At 40.3% G+C, this 22,865-nt stretch carries 17 protein-coding genes, 1 tRNA gene and 2 pseudogenes; 11 read left to right on the top strand and 9 right to left on the bottom strand.

The genetic code is table 11. The features are described 5' to 3' along the window. Positions 1 to 35: 35 nt before the first annotated feature. Both CDG79_RS02140 and CDG79_RS02135 read left to right on the top strand, forming a co-directional pair. A complete protein-coding gene (locus CDG79_RS02140; protein ID WP_094340145.1) occupies positions 36 to 4,403 on the top strand; it encodes a PAS domain S-box protein in 4,368 nt (1,455 codons plus the stop codon). Positions 4,404 to 4,941: 538 nt separating this feature from the next. Further along, the gene (locus tag CDG79_RS02135) at positions 4,942 to 5,574 is read left to right on the top strand and encodes a LuxR C-terminal-related transcriptional regulator (protein ID WP_094340184.1); all 633 of its coding nucleotides are present in this window, start codon (positions 4,942 to 4,944) and stop codon (positions 5,572 to 5,574) included. A 159-nt stretch (positions 5,575 to 5,733) separates the two neighbouring features. Here CDG79_RS02135 and CDG79_RS02130 read toward each other — a convergent pair whose 3' ends face one another. Next, on the bottom strand, positions 5,734 to 6,216 hold the full coding sequence (locus tag CDG79_RS02130) for a DUF4168 domain-containing protein (protein WP_094340143.1): 483 nt from the start codon (positions 6,214 to 6,216) through the stop codon (positions 5,734 to 5,736). A gap of 109 nt (positions 6,217 to 6,325) precedes the next feature. Continuing rightward, positions 6,326 to 7,315, bottom strand: a complete 990-nt coding sequence (gene holA, locus CDG79_RS02125; protein ID WP_094340140.1) for a DNA polymerase III subunit delta — start codon at positions 7,313 to 7,315, stop codon at positions 6,326 to 6,328. 166 nt (positions 7,316 to 7,481) lie between these two features. On the opposite strand from holA, the gene CDG79_RS02120 reads away from it, so the two are divergent. From CDG79_RS02120 to CDG79_RS02080, 8 genes and pseudogenes are all read left to right on the top strand, one after another. Beyond that, entirely contained in the window at positions 7,482 to 8,270 is a 789-nt protein-coding gene (locus tag CDG79_RS02120) for a DUF1868 domain-containing protein (RefSeq protein ID WP_189524849.1), read from the top strand. A 426-nt stretch (positions 8,271 to 8,696) separates the two neighbouring features. Beyond that, on the top strand, positions 8,697 to 9,056 hold the full coding sequence (locus CDG79_RS02110; protein WP_094340135.1) for a hypothetical protein: 360 nt from the start codon (positions 8,697 to 8,699) through the stop codon (positions 9,054 to 9,056). An 88-nt stretch (positions 9,057 to 9,144) separates the two neighbouring features. Beyond that, a pseudogene (locus CDG79_RS02105) lies at positions 9,145 to 9,348 on the top strand (phosphate ABC transporter ATP-binding protein); the annotation flags it as partial. Positions 9,349 to 9,773: 425 nt separating this feature from the next. After that, complete coding sequence (locus CDG79_RS02100; protein ID WP_094340132.1) at positions 9,774 to 10,553, top strand: phosphate ABC transporter ATP-binding protein; 780 nt, start codon at positions 9,774 to 9,776, stop codon at positions 10,551 to 10,553. 186 nt (positions 10,554 to 10,739) lie between these two features. Beyond that, a complete protein-coding gene (locus tag CDG79_RS02095; RefSeq protein WP_094340130.1) occupies positions 10,740 to 12,017 on the top strand; it encodes an IS1/IS1595 family N-terminal zinc-binding domain-containing protein in 1,278 nt (425 codons plus the stop codon). 81 nt (positions 12,018 to 12,098) lie between these two features. Next, positions 12,099 to 12,803: an SDR family oxidoreductase gene (locus CDG79_RS02090; RefSeq protein WP_094340128.1), complete on the top strand. Its 705-nt coding sequence runs from the start codon at positions 12,099 to 12,101 to the stop codon at positions 12,801 to 12,803. 106 nt (positions 12,804 to 12,909) lie between these two features. Beyond that, positions 12,910 to 13,986, top strand: coding sequence for a 4-hydroxyphenylpyruvate dioxygenase (gene hppD / locus CDG79_RS02085; RefSeq protein WP_094340126.1), 1,077 nt, complete (start codon positions 12,910 to 12,912; stop codon positions 13,984 to 13,986). A gap of 119 nt (positions 13,987 to 14,105) precedes the next feature. After that, entirely contained in the window at positions 14,106 to 14,798 is a 693-nt protein-coding gene (locus tag CDG79_RS02080; protein WP_094340123.1) for an HAD family hydrolase, read from the top strand. Positions 14,799 to 14,958: 160 nt separating this feature from the next. Here the strand turns inward: CDG79_RS02080 and CDG79_RS02075 are convergent, their stop codons facing one another. Next, positions 14,959 to 15,585: a CPP1-like family protein gene (locus CDG79_RS02075; protein WP_094340121.1), complete on the bottom strand. Its 627-nt coding sequence runs from the start codon at positions 15,583 to 15,585 to the stop codon at positions 14,959 to 14,961. Positions 15,586 to 16,231: 646 nt separating this feature from the next. Between CDG79_RS02075 and CDG79_RS02070 the strand changes: the two genes are divergently transcribed. Further along, a complete protein-coding gene (locus CDG79_RS02070) occupies positions 16,232 to 16,951 on the top strand; it encodes a response regulator transcription factor (RefSeq protein WP_094329363.1) in 720 nt (239 codons plus the stop codon). 927 nt (positions 16,952 to 17,878) lie between these two features. On the opposite strand, the pseudogene CDG79_RS02065 reads toward CDG79_RS02070, so the two are convergent. The 6 genes and pseudogenes from CDG79_RS02065 to rsmA all read right to left on the bottom strand — a co-directional run. After that, positions 17,879 to 18,070 (bottom strand): annotated as a pseudogene (locus tag CDG79_RS02065) (DUF2811 domain-containing protein); the annotation flags it as partial. 1,026 nt (positions 18,071 to 19,096) lie between these two features. After that, positions 19,097 to 19,168 (bottom strand) — tRNA-Gly (locus tag CDG79_RS02060). A 176-nt stretch (positions 19,169 to 19,344) separates the two neighbouring features. Further along, positions 19,345 to 19,956, bottom strand: coding sequence for a GerMN domain-containing protein (locus CDG79_RS02055; RefSeq protein WP_223277978.1), 612 nt, complete (start codon positions 19,954 to 19,956; stop codon positions 19,345 to 19,347). Positions 19,957 to 20,355: 399 nt separating this feature from the next. After that, a complete protein-coding gene (locus CDG79_RS02050) occupies positions 20,356 to 20,685 on the bottom strand; it encodes a DUF3082 domain-containing protein (RefSeq protein WP_094340115.1) in 330 nt (109 codons plus the stop codon). Between the two features lie 70 nt (positions 20,686 to 20,755). Next, on the bottom strand, positions 20,756 to 21,730 hold the full coding sequence (gene ispE / locus CDG79_RS02045) for a 4-(cytidine 5'-diphospho)-2-C-methyl-D-erythritol kinase (RefSeq protein WP_094340113.1): 975 nt from the start codon (positions 21,728 to 21,730) through the stop codon (positions 20,756 to 20,758). A gap of 52 nt (positions 21,731 to 21,782) precedes the next feature. After that, the gene (gene rsmA / locus CDG79_RS02040) at positions 21,783 to 22,631 is read right to left on the bottom strand and encodes a 16S rRNA (adenine(1518)-N(6)/adenine(1519)-N(6))-dimethyltransferase RsmA (protein ID WP_094340110.1); all 849 of its coding nucleotides are present in this window, start codon (positions 22,629 to 22,631) and stop codon (positions 21,783 to 21,785) included. Positions 22,632 to 22,865 lie beyond the last annotated feature (234 nt).

Below are 22,865 nucleotides of genomic sequence, written 5' to 3'. Positions count from 1 at the left end.
TACCACGCTAGATAGATGCGGTTAGAGAACACTAAATGTTAAATGTTAACCGCTTGCGGCTGCAAGATATAAAAATCCCTGTAAATTTACTTGTGGCAAAAGTCGCAAGTGCGATCGCTGTTTTTGTTGGCAGCTTGGTACTAGTTGGCTGGTGTCTTGGCATTGAAGTTCTTAAGCGCGGCTTTCCTGGGAGTCCTGCCACTATGAAAGTCAACACAGCGCTGTGTTTTGTGCTATGTGGTCTATCGCTATGGCTATGTTCAAAAACAGGAAGCAGGGAGCAGGAAGCAACAAGGAAGGGGAACAGAACAGTTCAAAATTACCCCCAAAGATTCCTCTTTCCTACTCTGCTAATTTCTAATTTCTGTGCAATAGCGATTACCACAATTGCGACACTCACACTCTGTCAATATTTATTTGGCTGGAATTTCGGCATTGACGAACTGGTATTTAGTGATTCGCCAACTACAATAGCGACATCACATCCGGGGCGAATGGGGGTGAACACAGCAGTCAACTTTATGCTGGTTAGCGTCGCCCTACAGATTTTGATTAATTCAAAAAACCACCGTAGTTATTGGTATGCCCAGATTATCGCTCTAATCGCTACTTTAATTTCCTTTCAGGCACTCATGGGCTATGCCTACAAAGTGAAAGTTCTCTACGGACTTGCCCCTTATACAACATCAATGGCTTTACATACGACGGTGTTGTTCATCTTACTAAATATGGGTATTCTGTGGGCGCGGGCAGAACAGGGGTTAATGAGGGTAGTTACAAGTGATACTTATGGCGGCTTACTTGCACGTCGTTTATTAATTGCCGCGATCGCAGTACCTTTTATATTGGGGTGGGTAATTGTTGAAGGTCAACGCGCAGGACAATACGATCCGGCTTTTGCAGTATCGGTGTTTGCGATCGTCCTGATTGTAATTTTTACTATTTTGATTTGGCAAAGTGCGGCAGTTATTGAACGCCTCAGCCATCAACGCAATCTTGCTCAGGAAGCACTGAGAACCTACCAGGATAAACTGGCGAGTTTTGTAGATTCTAACGTCATTGGTATTCTGTTTGGCGATGTGTATGGCGGTATCCAGGAGGCAAACGATGAATTCTTGAGGATGATTGGTTACACGCAGGAAGATTTGTCAGGGGGTAGATTAAGTTGGAGCAATATCACACCACCAGAGTATCTATACTTGGATCTGCAAGGTGTCGCTGAAGCACAAGGAAATACTAACGCTACTTGTACACCCTACGAGAAAGAATATATTCGCAAGGATGGTAGCCGTATCCCAGTTTTAGTTGGTTATGTGCTGCTTGGAGAAAACCGGGAAGAGTCAGTAGCGTTTATCCTCGATTTAAGGGAACGCAAGCAAGCAGAAGCAGAGCAACAAAAATTAGTATCACTGGTAGAAAATAGTTCTGACTTTATCGGTATAGCTACCCTTGAGGGTCAATTACTCTATATAAATGATGCAGGTCAAAAGCTGGTAGGGCTTGCTAGCATTGACGAAGTAAGGCAAAAAGTAGTATTAGATTACTTCATGCCCAAAGACAAAGCCTATTTTCAAGAATATATACTGCCAAATGTGCTATTACAAGGGCGTTGGCAGGGAGAATTCTGCTTCCGACACCTCCAAACAGGTCAACCAATACCAGTTGATTACAATATCTTCACTGTTACAGATAACAATACAGGTCAGCCAATTGCCTTAGCAACTGTGACTCGCAATATCAGCGAGCAAAAACAGGCCAAGGAAAAAATCTTACAACTAAATAAGGATCTACAGCGCCGCATTACTGAGTTACAAACTTTATTGGAGGTAATTCCCATTGGAATTGGCATTGCTGAAGATCCACAATGCCAAAATATCAAGGTGAACCCTGCTTTTGCCAAGCAGTTAGGGATATCGTCAGATACTAATGCCTCCCTCAACGTTCCTAGTGACCAAAAATCCACAAGCTTTAAAGTCTACAAAGAGGGAAGGGAACTTTCAGCAGAAGAACTCCCAATGCAATACTCTGCTGCTCATGGTGTCGAAGTTCTAGGTTGCGAACTTGATATAGTCCATGAAAATGGAAAAATTGTCAACCTGCTGGAATCCGTTGCACCCCTATTTGACGAAGAGGGTAAAACTAGAGGAAGCGTTGGTGCATTTTTAGATATTACGGAGCGCAAACAGGCAGAAGAAGTACTTATAAATCAGCAAAAATGGCTGGAGGACGTACTAAATCTGATGCCAAGACCCTTGCTGTTTATTGAACCAGGAACGGCGCGGGTAACTTTTGCCAATCGCTCTGCTAATGAATTAGCTGGGGGCGAATTTCCTAAAGGTGTAGCAGCAAAGGATTATCACACAGTTTACCACTATACAGATGCGGCAGGCGATCGCATTCCCAATGAACAAATGCCAGGAGTACGGGTTGCCCTAGGCGAACGTCTCAATGGGTTGGAGGTAGACTGGCACACTCCCGCAGGTGTGCGCTCTCTACTGATATTTGCTGATACCTTGCCAGCAATGCACGGTCATCCGGCAACTTGTATTTTGGTATTTCAAGAGATTAGCAACCTGAAGGAGGTACAAAAAGCGCTCTCGTTAGGTTACAAAAGGCTAAAGCTACTATTTGACACAGCTAGCGATTTACTCTCAAGCCAACAGCCAGTAGTACTAATCGATAGCGTCTATCGAAAACTAAAAGACCAAATTGGTTTAGATGTTTACTTTAACTATTTGGTTGAGGATAACTCTCAGGTAATGCGACTAGAGTCTTACAGTGGCATTTCCCCAGAAGTGGCAAAGGAAATCGAGTCATTAGCGTTTGGTGAAGAGGTTTGCGGTAATGTAGCCCAGGAGCGTAGTGCCATAGCTCTAGAGAATGTACAGGAATCAACTGACCCAAAAACAGACTTGATTCGTTCTTTAGGCATTACTGCTTATTCTAGTTATCCCTTGATTGCTCAAGGAAGGTTGTTGGGTACTCTTTCTTTTGCCAGTCGGACTCGGTTAAGCTTCACCGAAAATCAAAAGGGGATGATGCAAGCAGTATGCGACCAAATAGCGATCGCAATGGAACGGGCTAGTTTAATTGCTTCTTTGCAAAAACAAACTGAGCAGTTGCAAGAGGCTAACCGGATGAAGGATGAGTTTCTAGGGATATTGTCTCACGAATTGCGATCGCCCCTCAATGCAATTCTGGGCTGGGCGCAACTTCTGCAACGAACCAAGCTTAGTGAAAGCCAAATGGCTAGAGCTACGGAGACAATTGAGCGCAATGCTAAGGCGCAAACCCAGCTAATTGAAGACCTGTTAGATATATCGCGGATGATTAGAGGCAAGTTACGCCTCAATGTCCGTACTTGTAATTTGGTTCCGATGATTGAGTCGAGCCTAGAGACTGTTAGTCTAGCCGCCCAATCTAAGGAAATCGATTTAAGATTTTCCGTTATTTCCTCAAAAGAAACAGCAAATTCAGATTGGGGATTAGGAATCAATCAGGAAAATCTAAAATTTCCTGAAGCACAATTCCAAAGCAATCAAGATTCAGAAGACAGCAAACTTGGCGAAAACTCCCAATTCTTAGTTTCCGGTGATTTCGAGCGTTTGCAGCAAATCATCTGGAATTTACTATCCAATGCCATTAAATTTACACCCACTGGTGGACGGGTAGAGGTGCAATTGTCTGTGGTAAATGGCGAAGAAAAACAACAGATAACAGATAAATATGCCCAAATTCAGGTGATTGACACAGGCATTGGTATCAGTCCTGATTTTATTCCTTACGTCTTCGATCGTTTTCGTCAAGCTGATAGTTCTAGCACTAGAACCTATGGTGGATTAGGACTAGGATTAGCGATCGTGCATCATTTAGTAGAATTACACGGCGGTACTGTCTACGTAAATAGTCCGGGTAAAGAGCAAGGAGCGACGTTTACAGTCAAACTACCACTTCTAAAAAGTACCTCTCTTTCCCCTTTTCCTCCTGTACGTGTGTATCCCTCCCCCCTTTCCTTCGTCTCCCTTCTTGGCGTGCGAGTAGTGGTTGTAGATGACCAAACTGATAGCCGTGAATTTCTCACCACAGTCCTCGAACAGTGCCAAGCCGAAGTTAAAGCAGTAGCATCAGTTCAAGAAGCATTGCAAGTAATTGCACAGTGGAAACCAGATGTTTTAGTCAGCGACATTAGTATGCCTGATGAGGATGGTTATTCTTTAATCCGCAAACTGCGATCGCAACCACCAGAACTAGGGGGAAATATTCCCGCAGCAGCTTTGACAGCTTATGCTAGGGCAGAGGATCGGATGCGAGCTATACAAGAAGGTTATCAGCTACATTTACCCAAACCTATTGAAGCAGCTGAGTTGGCTACAGTGGTTGCCAGCCTTGTCGGGCGGACTTAGAGAAAATGGGGGATTGGGGATTGGGAAGAATTCTTGCTAACTCCCAACTCCCGCCACTCAGCACTGGTTCATGATAAGAATTGGGTAATACCCTTTTTCGCAATATCAAAATTTATATCAAATTCAAAGTTTTTCCCAATTACCAAAAAGCAGTTTTTTTGCAATTTAATGTAGTTGGTAAATCTCTACGTATAAAGTATATTTTTATTCCGGTAGCGACCGTTATTTTGTATTGGTGCGAGGTACACTGTGAGCTTTCTTGCTGCTTAAGGTAAAAGTTGCTTCAATAGGCAACGCAGTGGCTACCCTTAAAAACAATAGGCTTGAGTTAAGACAATTAATTTACATAGAGATAAAAAGTTTTGCCTCTTCCGAAATAGGTAATTTCAGAGTTGTATTTAAATTATGTAATCTGAGTTCATTCAAATAGGCTACATAAATTATGGAATTATGGATTGAGTATTTCAATAAAATTATGTAGAAAAACATACATCTACTGGTTGTAGTTAGCATGATTTTATACATTAAAACACTTCCTATGAGCGCCAAAACAAAAACAGTAGCAGAACTGCAACAGCCAGATAGTATTGACTTACATAACTCGAAGCGAGTTAATTTTTTACAAGAAGTAATTGAAGGCTTAGAAGACGGTATATTAATATTAAGCCAAACTGGTGAAATAGTTCATACGAATGCATCTGCTAATCGCCTTTGTTCTCAATTCAATCAAGGCAATTTCAACCAGAGTTTTGTCCCGTCAGCTATCTGGAGTATTTGTGAATTGTTACTCAGTAGTCGGTATTTATTTTCCGATAAACTTTTGATTCTGTCGGATAAAATTGTCCTTGATAAGTCAAATATTTTTCGGATTAGGGTGAGACTACTAGATTTAGACGGGTTTGAAATGCCTTGTTTATTAGTGACCATAGAAAACCAATGTGAGTCAGTGAAAAATGTAGCACTCACTGAAGTAAAAAAATTTGACCTCACGCCGCGAGAAGCTGAAATTTGGTTTCTCTATCGAAGCAACTATAGCTACAAAGAAATTGCTATAAAGCTTTACATCACCATAAACACTGTGAAGAAGCACATGAAAAATATTCACACCAAGCGACAATCAAACCTATCTGATATATTGACCAATGGGAGCGCGATAAAAATTGATTTATAAAATGGAATAGGTTAATAAGTAATAACCTGTTATCCCCAAAGAAGCATTTTGTGAATCCATCCTTGCAGTTTTTTGTAAATAATCAATAACTAGCCCTTGTTTTTATGCACGGGTAGTTATTTTAAATTTAATCCTATCTAATTTATATACAAGTTTGAACTAAGGAGAATCAGGACTTTTTTGTAGCCGTAATAAGGTGTTATAGACCTGCCGTTTCAAGATATCGTTATTTTGTAGCTCTATAGTAATTTTGTTGAACTGATCGATGCTCAAACCATTATCTTGAACAATTTTTTGAGAACGATTACAGTAATTTACTGCGATATCTTGAGCCTTTCTAGGAAGACCATTTATGCTGTTAGAATCGTTACAAACAATTTTGGGAATTTCTCCATTGCCAATAAGTTTTTTAATTTCTTCAAAGGCATTTTGACGGGCTGGTTCCATTGCTAGTACGGCCTGAGCGTAGCTGTTGATTTGAGTATTGTTAGCTATTGGTGGTGGAGTTTGACTATAAACTTTTGAACTCAATGAAAAAGCGTTAGAAATCACACTTGCAGTAGCGATCGCGCCGAAAAAAAATGATTGGCAAAGGATTCTGTTTCGGCTAGATTGGTAAAATAAATCAGAAATTTTCTTCATATAGTATGTGACACAAAACTACATCAGGGATATTATAAGGACTTTGAATTATTTTCTGAGTTGGAAGTTCCAGCAACTGCTCAATACATCAAGTTTTTATATTTGATAGTCAACATCCTCGGCAGACTTGACAAAGTTCGATGACTTTAGTCTGAAATGTTGACATTTCTGATGCTCCTTGCTTAAGGCTGACTTCTAACTCCAATAGTAGAGGTAAACAAGAGATTAGCTGTTGCACAGAAAGCAGTTTTATTTCTTGCTGGAGGAAGTATATCCGTTTGGGATTACCGATATCAGCAGCAATAGCGATCGCTTGTTGATTGCGCTCACCACTTTCTATCATAATCTTGACCCATAGCCAGGTGCGAAATTGTCCAATCAGTGTGGCAACTATCCGTAATCCTGGCTCGGAAGCATCGATCAAATCTGCTAAGGTTGTCAAAGCTTTCGCTGTATCTCCCGTTCTGATTGCTGCTGCTAATTGTAAGCTATTTTGAGTAGTATTTCTTACTAACTTTGTAACGGTATCTACGTCTAAAGGCTTGTTGCTACCTTGAGCATATAACCGCAATTTCTCTATTTCATTGTAGAGTAAGCGTGTATCATTTCCAACGGATTCCGCCAACAACTGGGCAGTATTGGCAGTTAATTTCACGCCCATAGTCTGGGCTGCTTGATTAACAGATTGCACTAGTAATTCTGTTTTCCAAGGGGGAATGAGGGGAAATTCTCGGAATTCAGTAGCAAATTGCTTTAACAATTTCGTGGATTTGAGGCGTTCATCTGGCTTGTTGCGGCTGGTAAGTAATAAAAATGAGTTTTCGGGAATTACAGGTAGCGATCGCACCAGTTCCGCTAAGACGTTCTCTGGACAGTGCTGACACAGAGTAGTATTTATCAGCCATACCAAGCGCCCACCACCGCCAAAAGTGGGTGTCATCACCTGATTTAACCCCTGGATAGCAGCATCAGCTTGATCTGGGGTGAATGCAGTGTAATTAAAACTTATCCAGTCGGGATCGAGGACGCGATCGCGCAAAAGGGCGATCGCCTTTTCTATAGCAAAATCATCCTCACCCCAGTAAACATAAATTGGCATAGATAAACCTCAATTGGGCATTAGGAAAGAATTCTTATAATTTTTAACTCCTAACTCCCTTATCCTTCAATCATCACACCCAAAAACTAAATACTTTTGAAATCATTCTGTTAATCGGGGTAATTTTCCCTAAAATCTATCAAGTGAGAGCGTGAGGCTATAAAGATTGGACGACAACTATCAAACTTACTTAAATCGGTTAGCACGACTGACCCTGCCAGAAGCCTACAGATCCCAAGCCCAGCATATTCAGGAATCTTCTAAATTTCAGCAACATTCTGGCTTGAGACAAGCAGCGTCCTTTCCTGGCTATACGCTAATTACCCCGCCGGCAGGAGAAGAATCAGAAAACTCTGCTTTCTATGCCAAATTACAGACTTACCAACAGGAACTTTTACAGTTGCCTGTAAACCGTGATTTGATTGTACCTCTACCTCCTGCTAGCTTTCATCTGACTTTAGCGGATTTAATTTGGGACAGTGCTTACCTTGACGCATACGAAAAAAATCCCAAATTTGACGAGGAATTACACTCTCGTTTAGCTGAAATATTTCAGCAATATCAACAATTGATGACAAATAGGAGTCATCCGATTAAATGGCAAATGTTGGGACTGATACTGATGCCAAGAGCTATAGCCGTTTGTTTAGTACCCCAAGATGAACGCTGCTATGAGGAAATTATTAAATTTCGCCGAACAATTTATCAAAATCCCAAGTTAATTGCTTTGGGTATTGAGCAGCATTATCATTTCACAGCCCATGTTACATTAGCCTATTTTGGGGAGGTTTCATCTGACTTAGACCGTACAAGTTTCAGCACAAAGCTTTCTCAATTGAATGAACAATGGCTGTTGAATTTGCCAGAATTCTCGATCGATCGTGTCGAGTTGCGAAAATTTGACAACATGACACACTATTATCGTGAACCAGACTGGCCAATTTTAGATTTTTAAGTCATTAGTTAGTAGTCAGTAGTTTCCAACCGCTGACTACTAATTATGAATTAAGCTGCGTAGCAGCTTAATTGTATAATGGAAAACTAAGCAACTAAGCTAGTATTAGCTATATATGCCAGCAAAAAACTATCTTTCTCAAGAATAGATTGTTCGAGTCTGTATCACAGCTAGAATAATTGTCAAATAAATTGCTAAATGAAGGTGGTCTTATTATTAAGAGTACTCCAAGAAAGAAAATGCCCAATTGTCGTTGCGAGCGAAGCGAAGCAATCGCAGCCCTTGGGATTGCTTCGCTTCGCTCGCAACGACGGGTTTTGGATCATTTATTTTTTGGAACACTCTAAATGGGAGCGCCAGATTAAAAATAAAGGTAATGCTGTTTATTAAACTTAGCTGCATAACAGCTTATTTGGCATTGTACCAATGTTTATTATTGCCGTTCAAGCCAACCTACTATTCTTGCACTTAAATATGCCAAGACGTACAAATGATATGCGAAAACGCATCATCACCGAACTATCTGATGAACAAGAGGCAATGCTTCCTATTTATAGAGACAAGTGGCGATCGATACAAATATCAACTGAATCAATTCAGCAAGAAAAAGCCACAGAGGTAATCAAAGCTGCTTATGCAGTGAGTGATTATCCTGAGCCGGAGATATTATTCTATAGCAGTCCTATGACGGCAATTGAGAAGATTCTTACTATTGAGAACTTTAAAATGTATCTAGGGCGCGATATCCACAGGAAATTCAGTAAAAGACTATTAGATCATGAGTAATCTAATTCCAGCTATCAAAGTTAAAAATATCAGCTTTTACTATGGCACAACCAAAGCAATTGAAAAGGTGTCAATAGATATTTATCATATCCACAGTTTACAGTCAGAGTTGACGATCGCGATCGTTACCCACAATATGCAGCAAGCCGCTCGTGTTTCTGATTTTACGGCTTTTTTTAGCACCGATGAAAGTCGGATTGGTCAAATGGTTGAATTTGGCGCTACAGAGCAAATCTTTAACAATCCACTAGACCCTCGAACCCAAGACTACATTTCAGGGCGTTTTGGTTAAGGTACGTTCTAGGATGACTGATTGATTTTTGTCGAACTATCTGGTGCTAAAGGATACTCATAAAGTGTAGTTTAAAAAAGCTACTAATTTATCTTTATAAAAAAACTAACTCCTCACTATCCATGAGGGGTATATAATTTTGATATTTACATAATTATTTTAAATCGAACCAGCCCAAATCATTTTTAATAAGAAAGGATGGTATGTAGGTCAAGGTGCGAAAGATAAGTATAAAAAGCACGTAAAAGATATATTTTGAAACACAACTTTGATATGAATATCTACTAACAGTTTATCTGCTGTACAACTACTATATAGCTACGTAATTTCCATGAATATCTCCCTTTGGGAGTAACATAGTGAAACAGCATTGCTAAATTGTACTGTTTTACTGAATCGAGTTTTGTTTCACACGTTTTGGGAATATGAGTAAACTAATTCCAGCCATCAGAGTCAAAAACTTTAGCTTATCTTACGACACTCAAAAGATAGTTGAAGGCGTGTCAATGGATATTTATCAAAACCAGGTCACGGCAATTATTGGTTCTAGTGGTTGTGGCAAGTCTACTTTTATTAAATCGTTAAATCGGATGAGCGAATTAGAAGGAGAGGTGAAAGTTGAAGGAAGAGTAGAATTTTTTGGGCAGAGTATTTATGAGCGTCGCGTGAACATCAATCGGTTACGTCGCCAAATTAGTATGGTTTTTCCCAAGCCAAATCTTTTTCCTATGAGCGTTTACGATAATGTTGCTTATGGGGTGAAATTAGTTGGATGGCATCCGAAAGTAGAATTAGATGGAATTGTTGAATCTGCTATCAAATCTGCTGAACTTTGGGATGAAGTCAAAAATAAACTGCACAAATCTGCTTTAGAGCTTTCTGGTGGTCAACAACAAAGATTATGTATTGCTCGTGCTTTAGCAGTCAAACCTAATGTTTTGCTGATGGATGAGCCTTGTTCGGGTCTCGATCCTATGGGTAGTATGAAAATCGAAAATTTAATCCATAATTTGCGTTCTGATTTGACAATTGTGATTGTTAGTCACAATATGCAGCAAGTTACTCGCCTATCTGATTTTACGGCTTTCTTTTATAGTAATGAAAATCGTATTACTCAAATGGTTGAATTTGGTACTACAAATAAAATCTTTACTAACCCTGTGGATTCTCGTACTCGCGACTATGTTTTCGCTCGTGTCAGTTGAAATGTTTCTTAAATTCTAGCTATTCAGAGGGTTAATACATAGTGCAAGCGGAAATGAGGGGTTGAATTGAATTTCCGCTTGCTTTGAGTTTTTCTGGTATTGGGCAATATAAACTGACATTGACAGTATTTTTTTATACTATATATTTAAAGACAAGTATTTGCTCTAGACCACCTGAATCATAAAATGAAATGTCCCCGGTGCGAATCTACTTCATATCGTAAAAATGGTCGTCGGAATGACAAGCAGAATTACCTCTGCAAAAATTGTAGTAAACAATTCCTAGAACCTGCATTCTCTCGTTCCTTAGAAACTGACTTGCTTGCTAACAGCAACGGACACACTAAAGTATCTACGGCTGAAACGACGGAACTTTCTTTAGTAAAAAACCTTCCAGAAGAAAAAATCACAGAGAAAAGCCTTGACTCTTTTAGTTTGACATTAGCTGAACAACTGCTGCAAACGATATTATCGCCTAGTTGGTTAGAATCTGCTGCTTTCAGTCAATTTATCCAAAAAATTCAACAAAAAGCTGAAATAAAGTATGAATTAGAAACAGGGATATCGCTTCTACTTTTGGATGCAGAAAACTTAAAACTAGATATTAATTCAGAATTATTTTTAGCTAGTGTCTGCAAGTATCCCCTCCAATTTAAAATGGCATTTGGTAACTGGAAAAATCCAAGTATTGGAAAGCAAGATATTGAACTATATAACCGTGGTTATCAACTTGTCCATGTGCCAGAGGGTAAGGATAGTGCTGATGCAAAAATGATCGCTTTCGGTGCTTTTATTCTACGTTCTTATCCAACAGTTAAAGAAATATTAGTCTGTTCTAGTGATGGAATTTTAATTCACCTTTGCAACGAACTCCAAAACCAAGGATTAATTGTCTATTGGGTACGTAGGCAAGGGCAAACTTTGCATATAGAAAACCGGAATACTGGCAAATTAACTCATTATTCCTTAGCAATGTTAATAGAAGTTCCATCCTTGGAAAAAGTGGTTGAGCAAATTCAAGATTTAATTAAAAATGAACAAGATTCAATCAATACTCGATTGCACAGGTTAACAACTATTGCAAGTCTATTTCAAGAAAGATCCAATATTACTAATAAATCTAATCATAAGCAACCACAAATTGAGGAAATTATCCCTATTATAGATAATTCATCTGCACAATTTATTCAAGAAGAAGATTCTGCGGAAATTCCTAATGAAAAAACATTAGATAAATTACTATTAAAAATTATTCAAGATATACAAACAAAGTCTCCCCAAACTAAATTGTCTGTGTCCAAACTAGGTTCAGAGTTACAGAAAATAACTGGAGAATCTCCGAATTCAATTATTAAAAAATTAAAGTTAGGTTCCAATTTTACCAAATATTTAGAATCATCTCCCACATTTACATTAAAGGCCAGTGGCAAGGAATATGAAGTAATGCCGCTACTCTCCGAATAGATATTTTCTAGATGTTTACGTACAACCTGAGCTTGTAATTCTGTATTATGTAAAAAGATGTAAATAAATGTAACTAATACAATGCAGGGTAAAGTTGTTCTTATTGTCGGTGCTACTGGTGGTATTGGTTCAGCTTTAACACAAAAACTTGCGCCTACCGGAGTTCGGTTGGTACTAGCTGCCAGAGATGCGGTGCGTTTAACGACACTGGCTGCTGATTTTCCAGGAGAAGTTTTAACTGTTCCCACCGATATTACTGACCCCAAACAGGTAGATACTTTGATAGAAAAGACCATCGCTGAGTTTGGTCAAATTGATATTTTAGTAAATGCAGCTGGTGCTGGTATACTCAAGCCCTACAACAGCATAGAACCCGCTGATTTAGACAAAATGTTAGATGTCAACTTAAAAGGTAGCTTTTACACCACTCAGGCGGCTGCTAAAGAGATGCAAAAGTGCAAGTCTGGTCACATCTGTAATGTAGTAGGAATTCTGGGCAAGCATTCGATGGGGATGGCAGCAGCCTATTCGGCTTCTAAGTTTGGTGTTGTCGGTTTTAGCAAGTGCATGGCAGAAGAACTCAAGCGTTTTGGTATCAAGTTCACGCTATTCTACTTTGGTGGGGTAGATTCTCCTTTCTGGGATAATGTCAACCTAAAAGTAGACCGGAAAAAAATGCTCAGTCCTGAAACTGCTGCCAATGCGATTTTCTTTGCTCTTTCTGCCGAACCGCAAGCTGTACCAATGGAAATTAATATTCAACCTGATAGTCATCTGTTCTTTTAAAGGGGGAGTGCGCCTAGATAATTCTTGCTTAGGAAGGACGTGAAAATCTAGCAAAAAAGGCAAAATTTACAGATATATAAACTGTTATGCTGGATTTTCAATATCTATGAAAATTGATCGCGTTCATTTCTATGTAGAAGATGCCAAAATGTGGCGGGATTGGTTTGTACACCATCTTGGTTTTCAATCAGTAGCCGATCGCAGCAATTCATTTCACACTTGTACAGAAGTGGTGAAAAGTGGTGCTGTTTGCTTTTTTCTATCTTCACCACTGTTACCCACAAGTCCAGTAGCGGAGTTTTTGCGTAACTATCCCCCTGGTGTGGCAGATGTCGCTTTTGCTGTAGAAGATGTAGAAGCTGCGATCGCACTTGCCCAAAAACACGGTGCTACAATCCTCCAACCCATTCAGGAACGCCAGGTAGGTACGGCGTTCATCAAATGTGGCAAAATTGCCGCCTGGGGTGGATTGACTCATACGTTGATAGAAAGGTCATTTGTCAATAGTCATCCGTCATTGGTTTTTGATAAAGGACAAATGACAAATGACAACACTTTTACCGCCATAGATCACGTAGTGTTAAACGTGGCAGTTGGTGAATTGGAAAATGCTGTGGCTTGGTACGAAAAAATCTTAGATTTTCAGCCCCAGCAGGCTTTTAAAATTAAAACCAATCGTTCTGCTTTACACAGCCAGGTGATGGTTTCGCGCAACGGTAGCGTCCAATTACCCATTAATGAACCAGCTTCCAGCAATTCCCAGATTCAGGAATTTTTAGATGTCAACCGGGGGCCAGGAATTCAACATATTGCCTTGCGGACGACTAATCTTGTCAGTGCGATCGCTAAATTTCGTGCCAGTGGTTTATCTTTACTCTCGGTTCCCCAAACCTATTACACTCAACTCAAACAGCGTCCAGGATTGCCTTTATCACTTTTAGAAATTGAGGCGATCGCTCAACAAGAAATTCTCGTGGACTGGCAAGAATATACTTCTTTAGAGGGAGGAAATACCGCACCATTATTATTGCAAATTTTTACCCAGCCAATATTTGAACAGCCGACTTTTTTCTTTGAATTTATTGAACGCCGTTTCCAAGCTAAAGGTTTTGGCGAAGGTAACTTTCGCGCCTTATTTGAAGCTATTGAAAGCGAACAAATCAAACGCGGTACTTTGCAATGATACCTGAGTACAAAATATCAATTGAAAGTCAGTTAGACCCCAAAGAAGTTGACTTTGTAGACCTCGAAAAATAGCCATATATCTGAGATAATTTTAATAAAAATTAACATTTTCCGCCGATGCTAAGACTGATTACTGACTTCGACGGCCCAATTATTGATGTTTCCGAACGCTACTACCGTGTTTATCAATTCTGCTTAGAGAAAACCCGTCGCCCAAACCAAGAAGTGCAAGAACTTCCAAAAGCGGAATTTTGGCAGTTAAAGCGATCGCGCGTTCCCGAAAAACAAATTGCCTTAAATTCAGGATTAGACGAAGCCCAAGCCCAAGAATTTGCCCAGTTGCGGCGGCAAACTGTGCATACAGAAGCTTATTTCAACTATGACACTCTCGCACCTGGTGCTGTGGATGCACTGTTAAAAATTCAACAAGCTGGAATTGATTTAGCAGTTATGACCATGCGCCGAGTTCGAGAACTAGATTATGCTTTTAAAAAATATGATTTAGGGAGATTTTTCCCAGAAAATCGTTGTTATTGCCTGAGTAACGACTACGTTAAAACTCGTGATATTGAAGATAAGCCCTTGTTAATGGCTAGGGCATTACAAGAACTGCCCCCGGCGGCTGATACTTGGATGGTGGGAGATACGGAAGCGGACATCACCGCAGCTAAAAATTATGATATTAAAGTGATGGCTGTGGAATCGGGGATTCGCGATCGCACCCAATTGGAACTCTACCACCCCGACTTAATCGTTAAGGATTTCAGCGCTGCTGTAGATTTAGTCTTAAAACCTAAACGCCTTGTCTAAAAAGGCTTTGTAGCTGCAACAGACAGATTGAATTAATCAGTATTCAGCTTGCAAATTAAAGTAGGAGTCAGAATGGGTATTCTGACTCCTGAACCTCTTATTTGAGAAGAACACACACAAGCCATGTATTCTTTATAGAAACTTGCTTACAGTTGGCGGTTTACCGTAGAAAGCTACTAACCAACCACAACAATATAAACGTCACTACAGTAGAAAACTGATTCGTTCCTAGAGTGATGAATGATATTTGTGGTAAGAGCCAGCTTGCAACTAGTCCCCCAGCGATTAAGCCTATGATTAAACCAATCAGGGTGAACAAGACTGCTCGGCCAAATTTGCCTTCCTTGCGATTGAGAAAGTAAATACTGGTGCCTACCCCAACCACCAATGCTAATTGCAAAACCTGCTCGCCTCCCTCTGGGTAAAACACACTGATAGAACTCAAACCAAGAAACCAAGCTCCTGGTAAAAGTATATCCGCAGGTGTTGGCTGATCTAGTATCCGTTGCAGCCATGCAGGTGACTGCTCACGAGGAGTTGGACTCTCTGTAGGAGGTGATTGCACTCGCAACTCTGGAAACCGGATACGTTCAGGGACTTTAATTTTACCTTCCTGGCGCATCCGTAAGCGATCCATTAAAATCGCATCGTAAGCCGCTTCAATTACTTCTAAATGCTTGGCATCGCCACCATGTTGCTCGAATAGGCGATTACGAGCATCTTGAATTTCATCGAAGCTAGCCTCTTCTGATACCCCAAGTTTTTCGTAGGGATTTTGATCGCTCATGGGAGTTTGTTACTTCAGCCTCAGTCAGCGGCAGTCTTTTGTCGAATAAAAAAACAGCTTTAGGTTTTTTTGGTCGAAACTAAAGTCCCAACCTACTTTGTGCCCTACGAGGATAGTAGCACGTGTTAGTTTGATTTACTTTGTAATTTCAACTATAGTCACTTTAACATATCGCTATAACTCCGTGTATACCCTCATGTCGTTGTCTAATTCTGGCTCTAATCTAGAATTTGAACGGAGAGTACCTAAAATGCATAGTTTTTATGAAGAAATCTACTTTACTGTTTCAAATTTGGCAACTTACAGTGCCTTAGTAGAGTTTTTTTAATTATACTGAATAATCGCTTGTGGTATATATCCGCATATCGATTTAAAATTGAAACGTTTTAAGTTGCCACCTAACTGGGATCAAGAAGGTGCTTTGGTGTCAAGAACTATTGCGGCTAAAGTCAGAGTGCTTATATACTGTGGCTAACATAAGTTTCACGTTCTCATCGCCTACAATCTCGATCGCAGTATTTATTTTTAAACGATCGGGATTCTCATACTGTAGCCATGTAGATTCTTAGTTAGTACCAAAATGGCAACTGCGTTTTTACGCAACCCCTCTTGTTAATCTTACGAATTTTTGTGCAAAATAATGGTCATGGCTCCTGCCAAGATTCTTGTAGTTGACGACGACCCTGCGGTTCGGAATTTAATCCAACGCTTTTTGATTAAGCAGAACTATCAGGTGGAGGCTGCCGAAGATGGAAAGACAGCCTTAAATCTATTTGAGCAGTTTAACCCTGATTTGGTGATTCTAGATGTGAATTTACCAGATGTAACAGGGTTTAACCTCTGCCAAGAGATGCAAAGTCGTAATGGTGTTTTTGTTCTGATGTTGACTAGCCGTGCTGACGAAGCTGACAAAATTCGCGGCTTTGCCAAAGGTGCTGACGACTATCTCACCAAGCCTTTTGGACTAGGAGAGCTAGAAGTCAGAGTCGGAGCTATTCTGAGGCGTCAGCGAGTGATAACTACTGCCGAGCAGAAACGCTTGGTATTTGAAAAACTGATGATCGATCCGGTGCGACGGGAGGTAGCACTTAATAACCAAGCAGTACCTTTAACTGCTCTGGAATTTGACTTGTTGCATTTTTTAGCAAGTCATCCAGGTCGAGTTTGGCGGCGTGCAGAACTAATCCAAGAGGTATGGGACTATGAATATGTCGGCGACCAACGGGTTGTAGATGTACATATTGGTCAAATTCGCAAAAAGATTGAAATTGATGCTAGTCAGCCAGCATTAATTCAAACTGTACGTGGCGTAGGGTATAAGTTTGAATCTCCTGCTCACCCCCAACAGTTGGAAGCCAAGTCCTGAGTTTATAGTCTAGAGTTTTTTAACTCTTGACTGTTGACTCTTGGGGTAATGATTTAGTAAAAGACAAATTTAGACAATCGAACATAGGTAGATATTGCTCAAATACAGACCAGGCTGTTATTTGAGATATTTGTTTATCTATTTAAAATAGTGGACAAGGAAGAGAGTCCACTGGAAAATATTTCTTTTGCTCTGACCGTTTTGGCAGATGTCACGATGCTTAGGATGGAGTTTGTAAGGGCGCATAGCTTGTCAATTTAACCTGAAATCGGCGGTTAGAAACCGCATCAAAAGGAGACAAAACCTTCATTTGCAGGTTTCAAAATAAGGACTTAATCTAGGGTGTTGACTCTGTATCCTTTAGCCCATAAGACTTCATGCAAAAAATATGTCGCCTGTTTTTGACTTAAAGTGCCTGAAGCAGGCACTTTAAGTCAAACAAAAATAACACGAATAATTTTCCCGAAAATTCCCGAAAAATGCACAAAGTCAACAGCCTAGACTTAATCCCCTTATTTTCTCTCAGCACAGCGACCTGGGCTTTGTTTGTGTACCCAGGAATGATTTTTATCTTGGCTCTAAATTGACACCAATGATAGCTATGCACCTCTATAAACGTGTTTATATCCAAAACAAAACCGCTATGTAACAAGTTTTAACAGTCAGCAATTTTAAATCTTGCACTATTACCAATTAGCTTTAGCAACACGAGAAACTATTGGAACCTTTTTAAGATCGGAATCTACCGATCTTTTTTGTTGTAATATTGCGCGGATATGCTTAATCGCTATTGGGTCAAATCCCATTGATGGGGCACGGTAAACCGTGCCCACATTCGGGTATGAGCCAAAATAACGCCCGTACCTATGGGGTGTCTAATAGATTAGCTGTTGCGGGTAAATCGATGACAGGCGTTTCTACTGAGGAGTGGTGGAACAAAGTTTCCAGATAGACTCGGGCAGCACGGCGATCGCTATCTCCATTTTGGAGTAAAAACAATGATAGTGCCGCCGTCAATACCCTGTTCTCATCCCAATCAGGATGGGTTTCTAAGTAGTTTTTTAAGGATTCGTGGAGTGTTTCGGGAATTTCTGTAAAGATGCTAACCGTTGATTTCATGAGATTTTCCTCCTATGAGGATAATCAAGAGGGACAAGTTGCTTGCGGTGAAGTGGCAATCAAGCTTCCTCACCACTCTTTTGCCAGTTCGACAATCTGCGCCTACATCTGGTGGTAATATATTTTACACATTTGATGCCAACGGTTGAACGAATTACAAAAGCAAGCCGAATCATTGTGCGCCAAGAGGGGGTGGGTTTGTCAATGCTGCGAAATGTTAAAAACCATTGTATAAAAAATAAATACGAACGAAATAATCAGCACTTGAGTCTATTTTTCGTTACTTTTATTTATAAAAACTCAGTCATTAAAGTTCCTTGCCACTGTTAATTAACAATCCCCAGCCAGAGGGTAAGAAGCCTATTAGTTCGTTGTCAGCCTGTGGAAAACTGCTAAAATCCCTGTGGAAATCCTGTGGAATGAGTGAGAAAAATAGCAGCCAATGATAAGAATTACAAAAATGTCACGGAACCATGATATTTAAACTTATGAAATTATCTTCTTAATTTCGGCTATCATCGTGGCTGCCTTTGATACATCCCCAAGTTGGAATTTTTGCGTGGTACCGGCTTTACCCCGTTTTATGCCCCTATCTTTTTTGTCAGCTGATTTAGTGTGATAAACCTAGAGGATAAATCACGGATGAAGGAATCATCGGGTTATCCCGTGCGTTTATGACGGCTGGTATTCCTAGTATTCTTGTTTCTTTATGAGCAGAGAATTAATAATGGAATTCTACTGAAATATGCAAGAGCGTCATCTCAACAAAGCGCAAGGGCTACGACAAGCAATGCTAACTACAATGCAAAAGAGCGATCGCCACCATCTGCAAAACTGCTGACTGGCAAACTAGCTTTAACCCTCCCAAAGAAGCTTGGTGGTGGTCATTGCAACTCGAACGCAAGTCAGATAAAATTTGGGATGGGTTTGATTGGTTTTGGAGTGCCGTTTCTGTCTTTAATTTGTTAAAACTGACACCAATTTTTTAGAATTGACAAATAATTAGTTAATTTACCTAAGTTTTAAAGCGGGTGATGGGACTCGAACCCACGACGATCAACATGGGAAGATGACATTCTACCACTGAATTACACCCGCGAATTGCTGCCAGATTACTTAAATATAAAAGTAATTATACCACTATTTACAGCTGTTTTCAACTGGCTAGAATATACCCTATTTTGATAACTGCTGATGGATATCTTTATCTGATAGCTGTTCAGATTGAAAAATCTTTTTAGCTACCTAATGACAGCACTTACTATCATATTTAACTAAAGAACAATGTCCTTACCTGCCTCGGTGAAGCGAACCTCTTTTATATTCCATTGAGCATTACTAGTTAGGGTTTTGCGGAGACTGCCAAACAGAGCAAACTGTTCACAACTAGAAAGAGAAGATAGTTGCCGCTTCGACTCAGGGGATATTCGCAAATCAACTGTAGCAATGCCATTTTTGATATTGACACGATATCCAGACAAGCTAAAATCGCTTGTATCTCGTTTCTCTAAAATCTTACTTACTGCATTTTTCACAGGTTCTTCGGCTGGTATAGAAACCTTTTCGGGAATTAGTTCTTGGCACTGGGCATCACTTGTATATAGTGTGACACTAGTAGTTTTACCAGTAACAGCTTTAGTTGATGAGGAAGGTGTCTCTTCTTTGGGAGATTCTGGAGTACGAGATTTTTCTCTCAACTGAGCTACGCTAGGAATCTGGCTGGGAGTTTGAGAAGAGACGCTATTCGTTGGTGTTGTCGGTGTTATCGTAGGGGATGGCGTTCCGCTTTCAATATTACGAACGGTGGGGTTAGAACTACAACTGCTGAGGCTGACAAAGATTGTCGCAAAAATAAGGGGTAAAAAATATTTTTTGGGTGTGTTCATAATTTTGCTCATACATAAATGATGTTGTTGCTATCAACTTCAGTGTCGCTGGGATTAATTCCGTATAAAATTGTAAATCTTCGGCCAGTCTATAAAGTGTCAACCCGAAATTTGTTAAAGTTGAAGGTTACACTATACACCCAAATTAAAAAATCTCCTTTTCAAAGAGCGATATCTGACAACAAACCACTTTTAAAAAGCTTGACTAAGCTGTTGCGTATTTAATTTGTATATGCGATGCGCTCATGTTGCCCGCACTACAATAATTTTACGTTTTCGTACTATACAATTTAGATGCACATCAGCTTATAAGAAGGACAAGTGCAGCAAAGGAAATAAGGAAATATTGACGCTAAAATATTCTAGACTTTAGTTGTTAATTCCTATTAACCCTAATTGCTAGTTTTCACTACTTTTTTGCTTGGTCAACTCCTGGACTAATAATTGCACTCCCAAAGCCAACAAACCAATTGCTACTATACCAAATATCCCGCTTCCTAAAGCAACTACACCAACAACCAAAGTCCGAACAGCAGAAGAAATCTTAATTACCAATGGATTAATTGAATGAACAGGTTTAGTAGCAAAATTTGTAGCGATCGCAATCATCAGCGAATACATTGCATATCCCATTCCCCCAGAAATTACTGCCCCAGTAAAACAGCGTAAAGGACTCGCTGTTGCCTGTGTTTTAGTTTCTGGTTGTGGTGTTAAATTGTGGTCACTCATACTATTTTCGATTGGGCGATTTGAAATATTCTTGTCTATTGCCTTCGCTTCATTAGCGAAAAATAATTATTTAAATAGACAATGACACTTTAATACCATGTGCGATTGTCCGAGTTACAAACAATTCCAAATCTTCATCAAGAATTGCTTCCCTTACTTGCCGCAAAACTAGTTCTGCCTGCTGTTGAGACTCAAACAGAGCAAATACTGTTGGCCCAGAACCAGACATCATTGTTCCTAAAACGCCTTCTTGATTTGCAAATACTTCTCGTAACTGCAAGACTTGGGGATAGGCTGGCAATACCACGCGCTCTAAATCATTGTGCAATTTTTGGGCAATTTCTCTCGGATCTTTGTCCAGGATAGCTTTAACTATTGCTCCTGAATGAACTGCATTAGCACGTGCTGCCAAGTTATCACTATCTCTAATATAAGAATGACCAAATTGCTGCCGATAGGTTTTGTATGCCCAAGGTGTGGAAACTTCCAGACTGCGGTATTTCCCCAATACTATATGTATAGTATCTAAACTCGGCAGGGGAGAAAGTTGTTCACCCCTACCTGTTGCGATCGCAGTTCCACCCGCTACACAAAAGGGGACATCTGAACCAAGTGTGGCTCCCAACTCCTCTAATTCTGACTGAGTTAATCCCAACTTCCACAGTAAATCTATCCCTACCAGTACAGCTGCTGCATTGGTCGAACCCCCAGCCAACCCAGCCGCTACAGGAATCTGCTTATTGACGGTAATCTCCACACCCCCATATTTAGCAAAGGCTTCGGGAAATTGCTTTACCATTAAATCTGCTGCCCGGTATGCCAGATTACTTTTATCTGTCGGTACTTGTGGGTGGTTGCAGTGAACGCGAATGCTGTCAGTGGTGATAGAACGCACATCAATTTGGTCAGCAAGTCCAATACTTTGAAGTATCATGGCTAACTCGTGATAGCCATCGGCCCGTTGGCGTAGCCCACCGGAGGCATCGCCAATGATTTCCAGATACAAGTTGATTTTAGCAGGGGCAATTAGGCTGTAGGAACGCATTTTATAAGAATGGGGAATGGGGGAATGGGGAATTGGGAATTGGGAATGTCCCCTATTCCCTACTGCCCATTCCTAGTTCATTTGCTAGAATTACCCATTGCTGAACGCTGATATCTTCGGCTCTGGCTTGGGGATTTATTTTTAATTGTTCCAGTAAGTGGCTCAAGCGATCGCGTTCTATAACAGATTGCAAATTATTTCGTAACATTTTGCGCTTGGCACCAAACCCCAATTTTAAGAAAGTCTCTAACTGTCGGGGATTAAGTGCTGGTATTTCTATTTTTCGGGGGCGCAATCGCACCACTGCTGAATCGACTTTTGGCGGTGGATGGAATGCGGCGGCTGGAACGGTGCAAATTAACTCACACTCGGCCAAATACTGTACCCGCACGCTCAACGCCCCAAAGGTTTTTGACCCTGGTTTAGCATACAATCTTTCTGCGACTTCTTTTTGTACCAACAACACTATTGAGTCAAATGGTTCGGGGTTGGGGTTGGCGATCGTACCCAGTAGTTTTTCAATGATTGGCCCTGTAATGTTGTAGGGAATATTGGCTACTACTTTATTTGGCTTTTGGAAATTGGGAAAGGCTACCAAATAAGATGGTAAATCCAGGGTGAGAAAATCGCCTTGCAGCAATAAGAAATTTTCAGTCTTACCCAGTTGTTTTGACAACAGGTGGCATAAGTCGCGGTCTATTTCAACTGCAATCAGAGATTGAACTAAGGGCAATAAACGACGAGTTAGAATGCCGGTTCCGGGGCCAATTTCCAGGACGCGTTCGCCCTTGGCGTTGGCTCCGCCATCGCTTTTTGTACACTCTGCTGCTCGAATAATTGCGTCGAGTGCCTTTTCACTTTTGAGCCAATGTTGAGCAAAGACCTTACGCGGTCGGATCATCTGTATTTATTGCCTAGTCTAGTTTTTCGCTTTTTCTCAAAAATTTATTATAAATTGTGAAATCCGTCTAAAGCGCTAGACTCACTGTAACGGATTTTGAACGGGTCGGGAATGTTGAAAAATCGCTAAAAGGACAATATTGTGGAGGCTTTAGCAAGTTCAACAGATGAAATTTCAGAAACTTTGAATCTAGCGAAGTGAAATCTGAAGTAGTTCATGAATTTTCTGCGGTAG

The sequence above is a fragment of the Nostoc sp. 'Peltigera membranacea cyanobiont' 232 genome, assembly GCF_002245985.1.
Classification (GTDB): Bacteria; Cyanobacteriota; Cyanobacteriia; order Cyanobacteriales; family Nostocaceae; genus Nostoc.
This window is presented reverse-complemented; position numbering and strand designations above follow the sequence as displayed.

Excerpts from the sequence above, each read along its gene's own strand:
- rsmA (WP_094340110.1), bottom strand. The coding sequence starts at position 22,631 with ATGATCCGACCGCGTAAGGTCTTTGCTCAACATTGGCTCAAAAGTGAA.
- CDG79_RS02135 (WP_094340184.1), top strand. The coding sequence starts at position 4,942 with ATGAGCGCCAAAACAAAAACAGTAGCAGAACTGCAACAGCCAGATAGT.
- CDG79_RS02100 (WP_094340132.1), top strand. The coding sequence starts at position 9,774 with ATGAGTAAACTAATTCCAGCCATCAGAGTCAAAAACTTTAGCTTATCT.
- CDG79_RS02080 (WP_094340123.1), top strand. The coding sequence starts at position 14,106 with ATGCTAAGACTGATTACTGACTTCGACGGCCCAATTATTGATGTTTCC.
- CDG79_RS02110 (WP_094340135.1), top strand. The coding sequence starts at position 8,697 with ATGTTTATTATTGCCGTTCAAGCCAACCTACTATTCTTGCACTTAAAT.
- CDG79_RS02070 (WP_094329363.1), top strand. The coding sequence starts at position 16,232 with ATGGCTCCTGCCAAGATTCTTGTAGTTGACGACGACCCTGCGGTTCGG.
- CDG79_RS02090 (WP_094340128.1), top strand. The coding sequence starts at position 12,099 with ATGCAGGGTAAAGTTGTTCTTATTGTCGGTGCTACTGGTGGTATTGGT.
- CDG79_RS02055 (WP_223277978.1), bottom strand. The coding sequence starts at position 19,956 with ATGAACACACCCAAAAAATATTTTTTACCCCTTATTTTTGCGACAATC.
- CDG79_RS02140 (WP_094340145.1), top strand. The coding sequence starts at position 36 with ATGTTAAATGTTAACCGCTTGCGGCTGCAAGATATAAAAATCCCTGTA.
- holA (WP_094340140.1), bottom strand. The coding sequence starts at position 7,315 with ATGCCAATTTATGTTTACTGGGGTGAGGATGATTTTGCTATAGAAAAG.
- ispE (WP_094340113.1), bottom strand. The coding sequence starts at position 21,730 with ATGCGTTCCTACAGCCTAATTGCCCCTGCTAAAATCAACTTGTATCTG.
- CDG79_RS02130 (WP_094340143.1), bottom strand. The coding sequence starts at position 6,216 with ATGAAGAAAATTTCTGATTTATTTTACCAATCTAGCCGAAACAGAATC.
- CDG79_RS02095 (WP_094340130.1), top strand. The coding sequence starts at position 10,740 with ATGAAATGTCCCCGGTGCGAATCTACTTCATATCGTAAAAATGGTCGT.
- hppD (WP_094340126.1), top strand. The coding sequence starts at position 12,910 with ATGAAAATTGATCGCGTTCATTTCTATGTAGAAGATGCCAAAATGTGG.
- CDG79_RS02050 (WP_094340115.1), bottom strand. The coding sequence starts at position 20,685 with ATGAGTGACCACAATTTAACACCACAACCAGAAACTAAAACACAGGCA.
- CDG79_RS02075 (WP_094340121.1), bottom strand. The coding sequence starts at position 15,585 with ATGAGCGATCAAAATCCCTACGAAAAACTTGGGGTATCAGAAGAGGCT.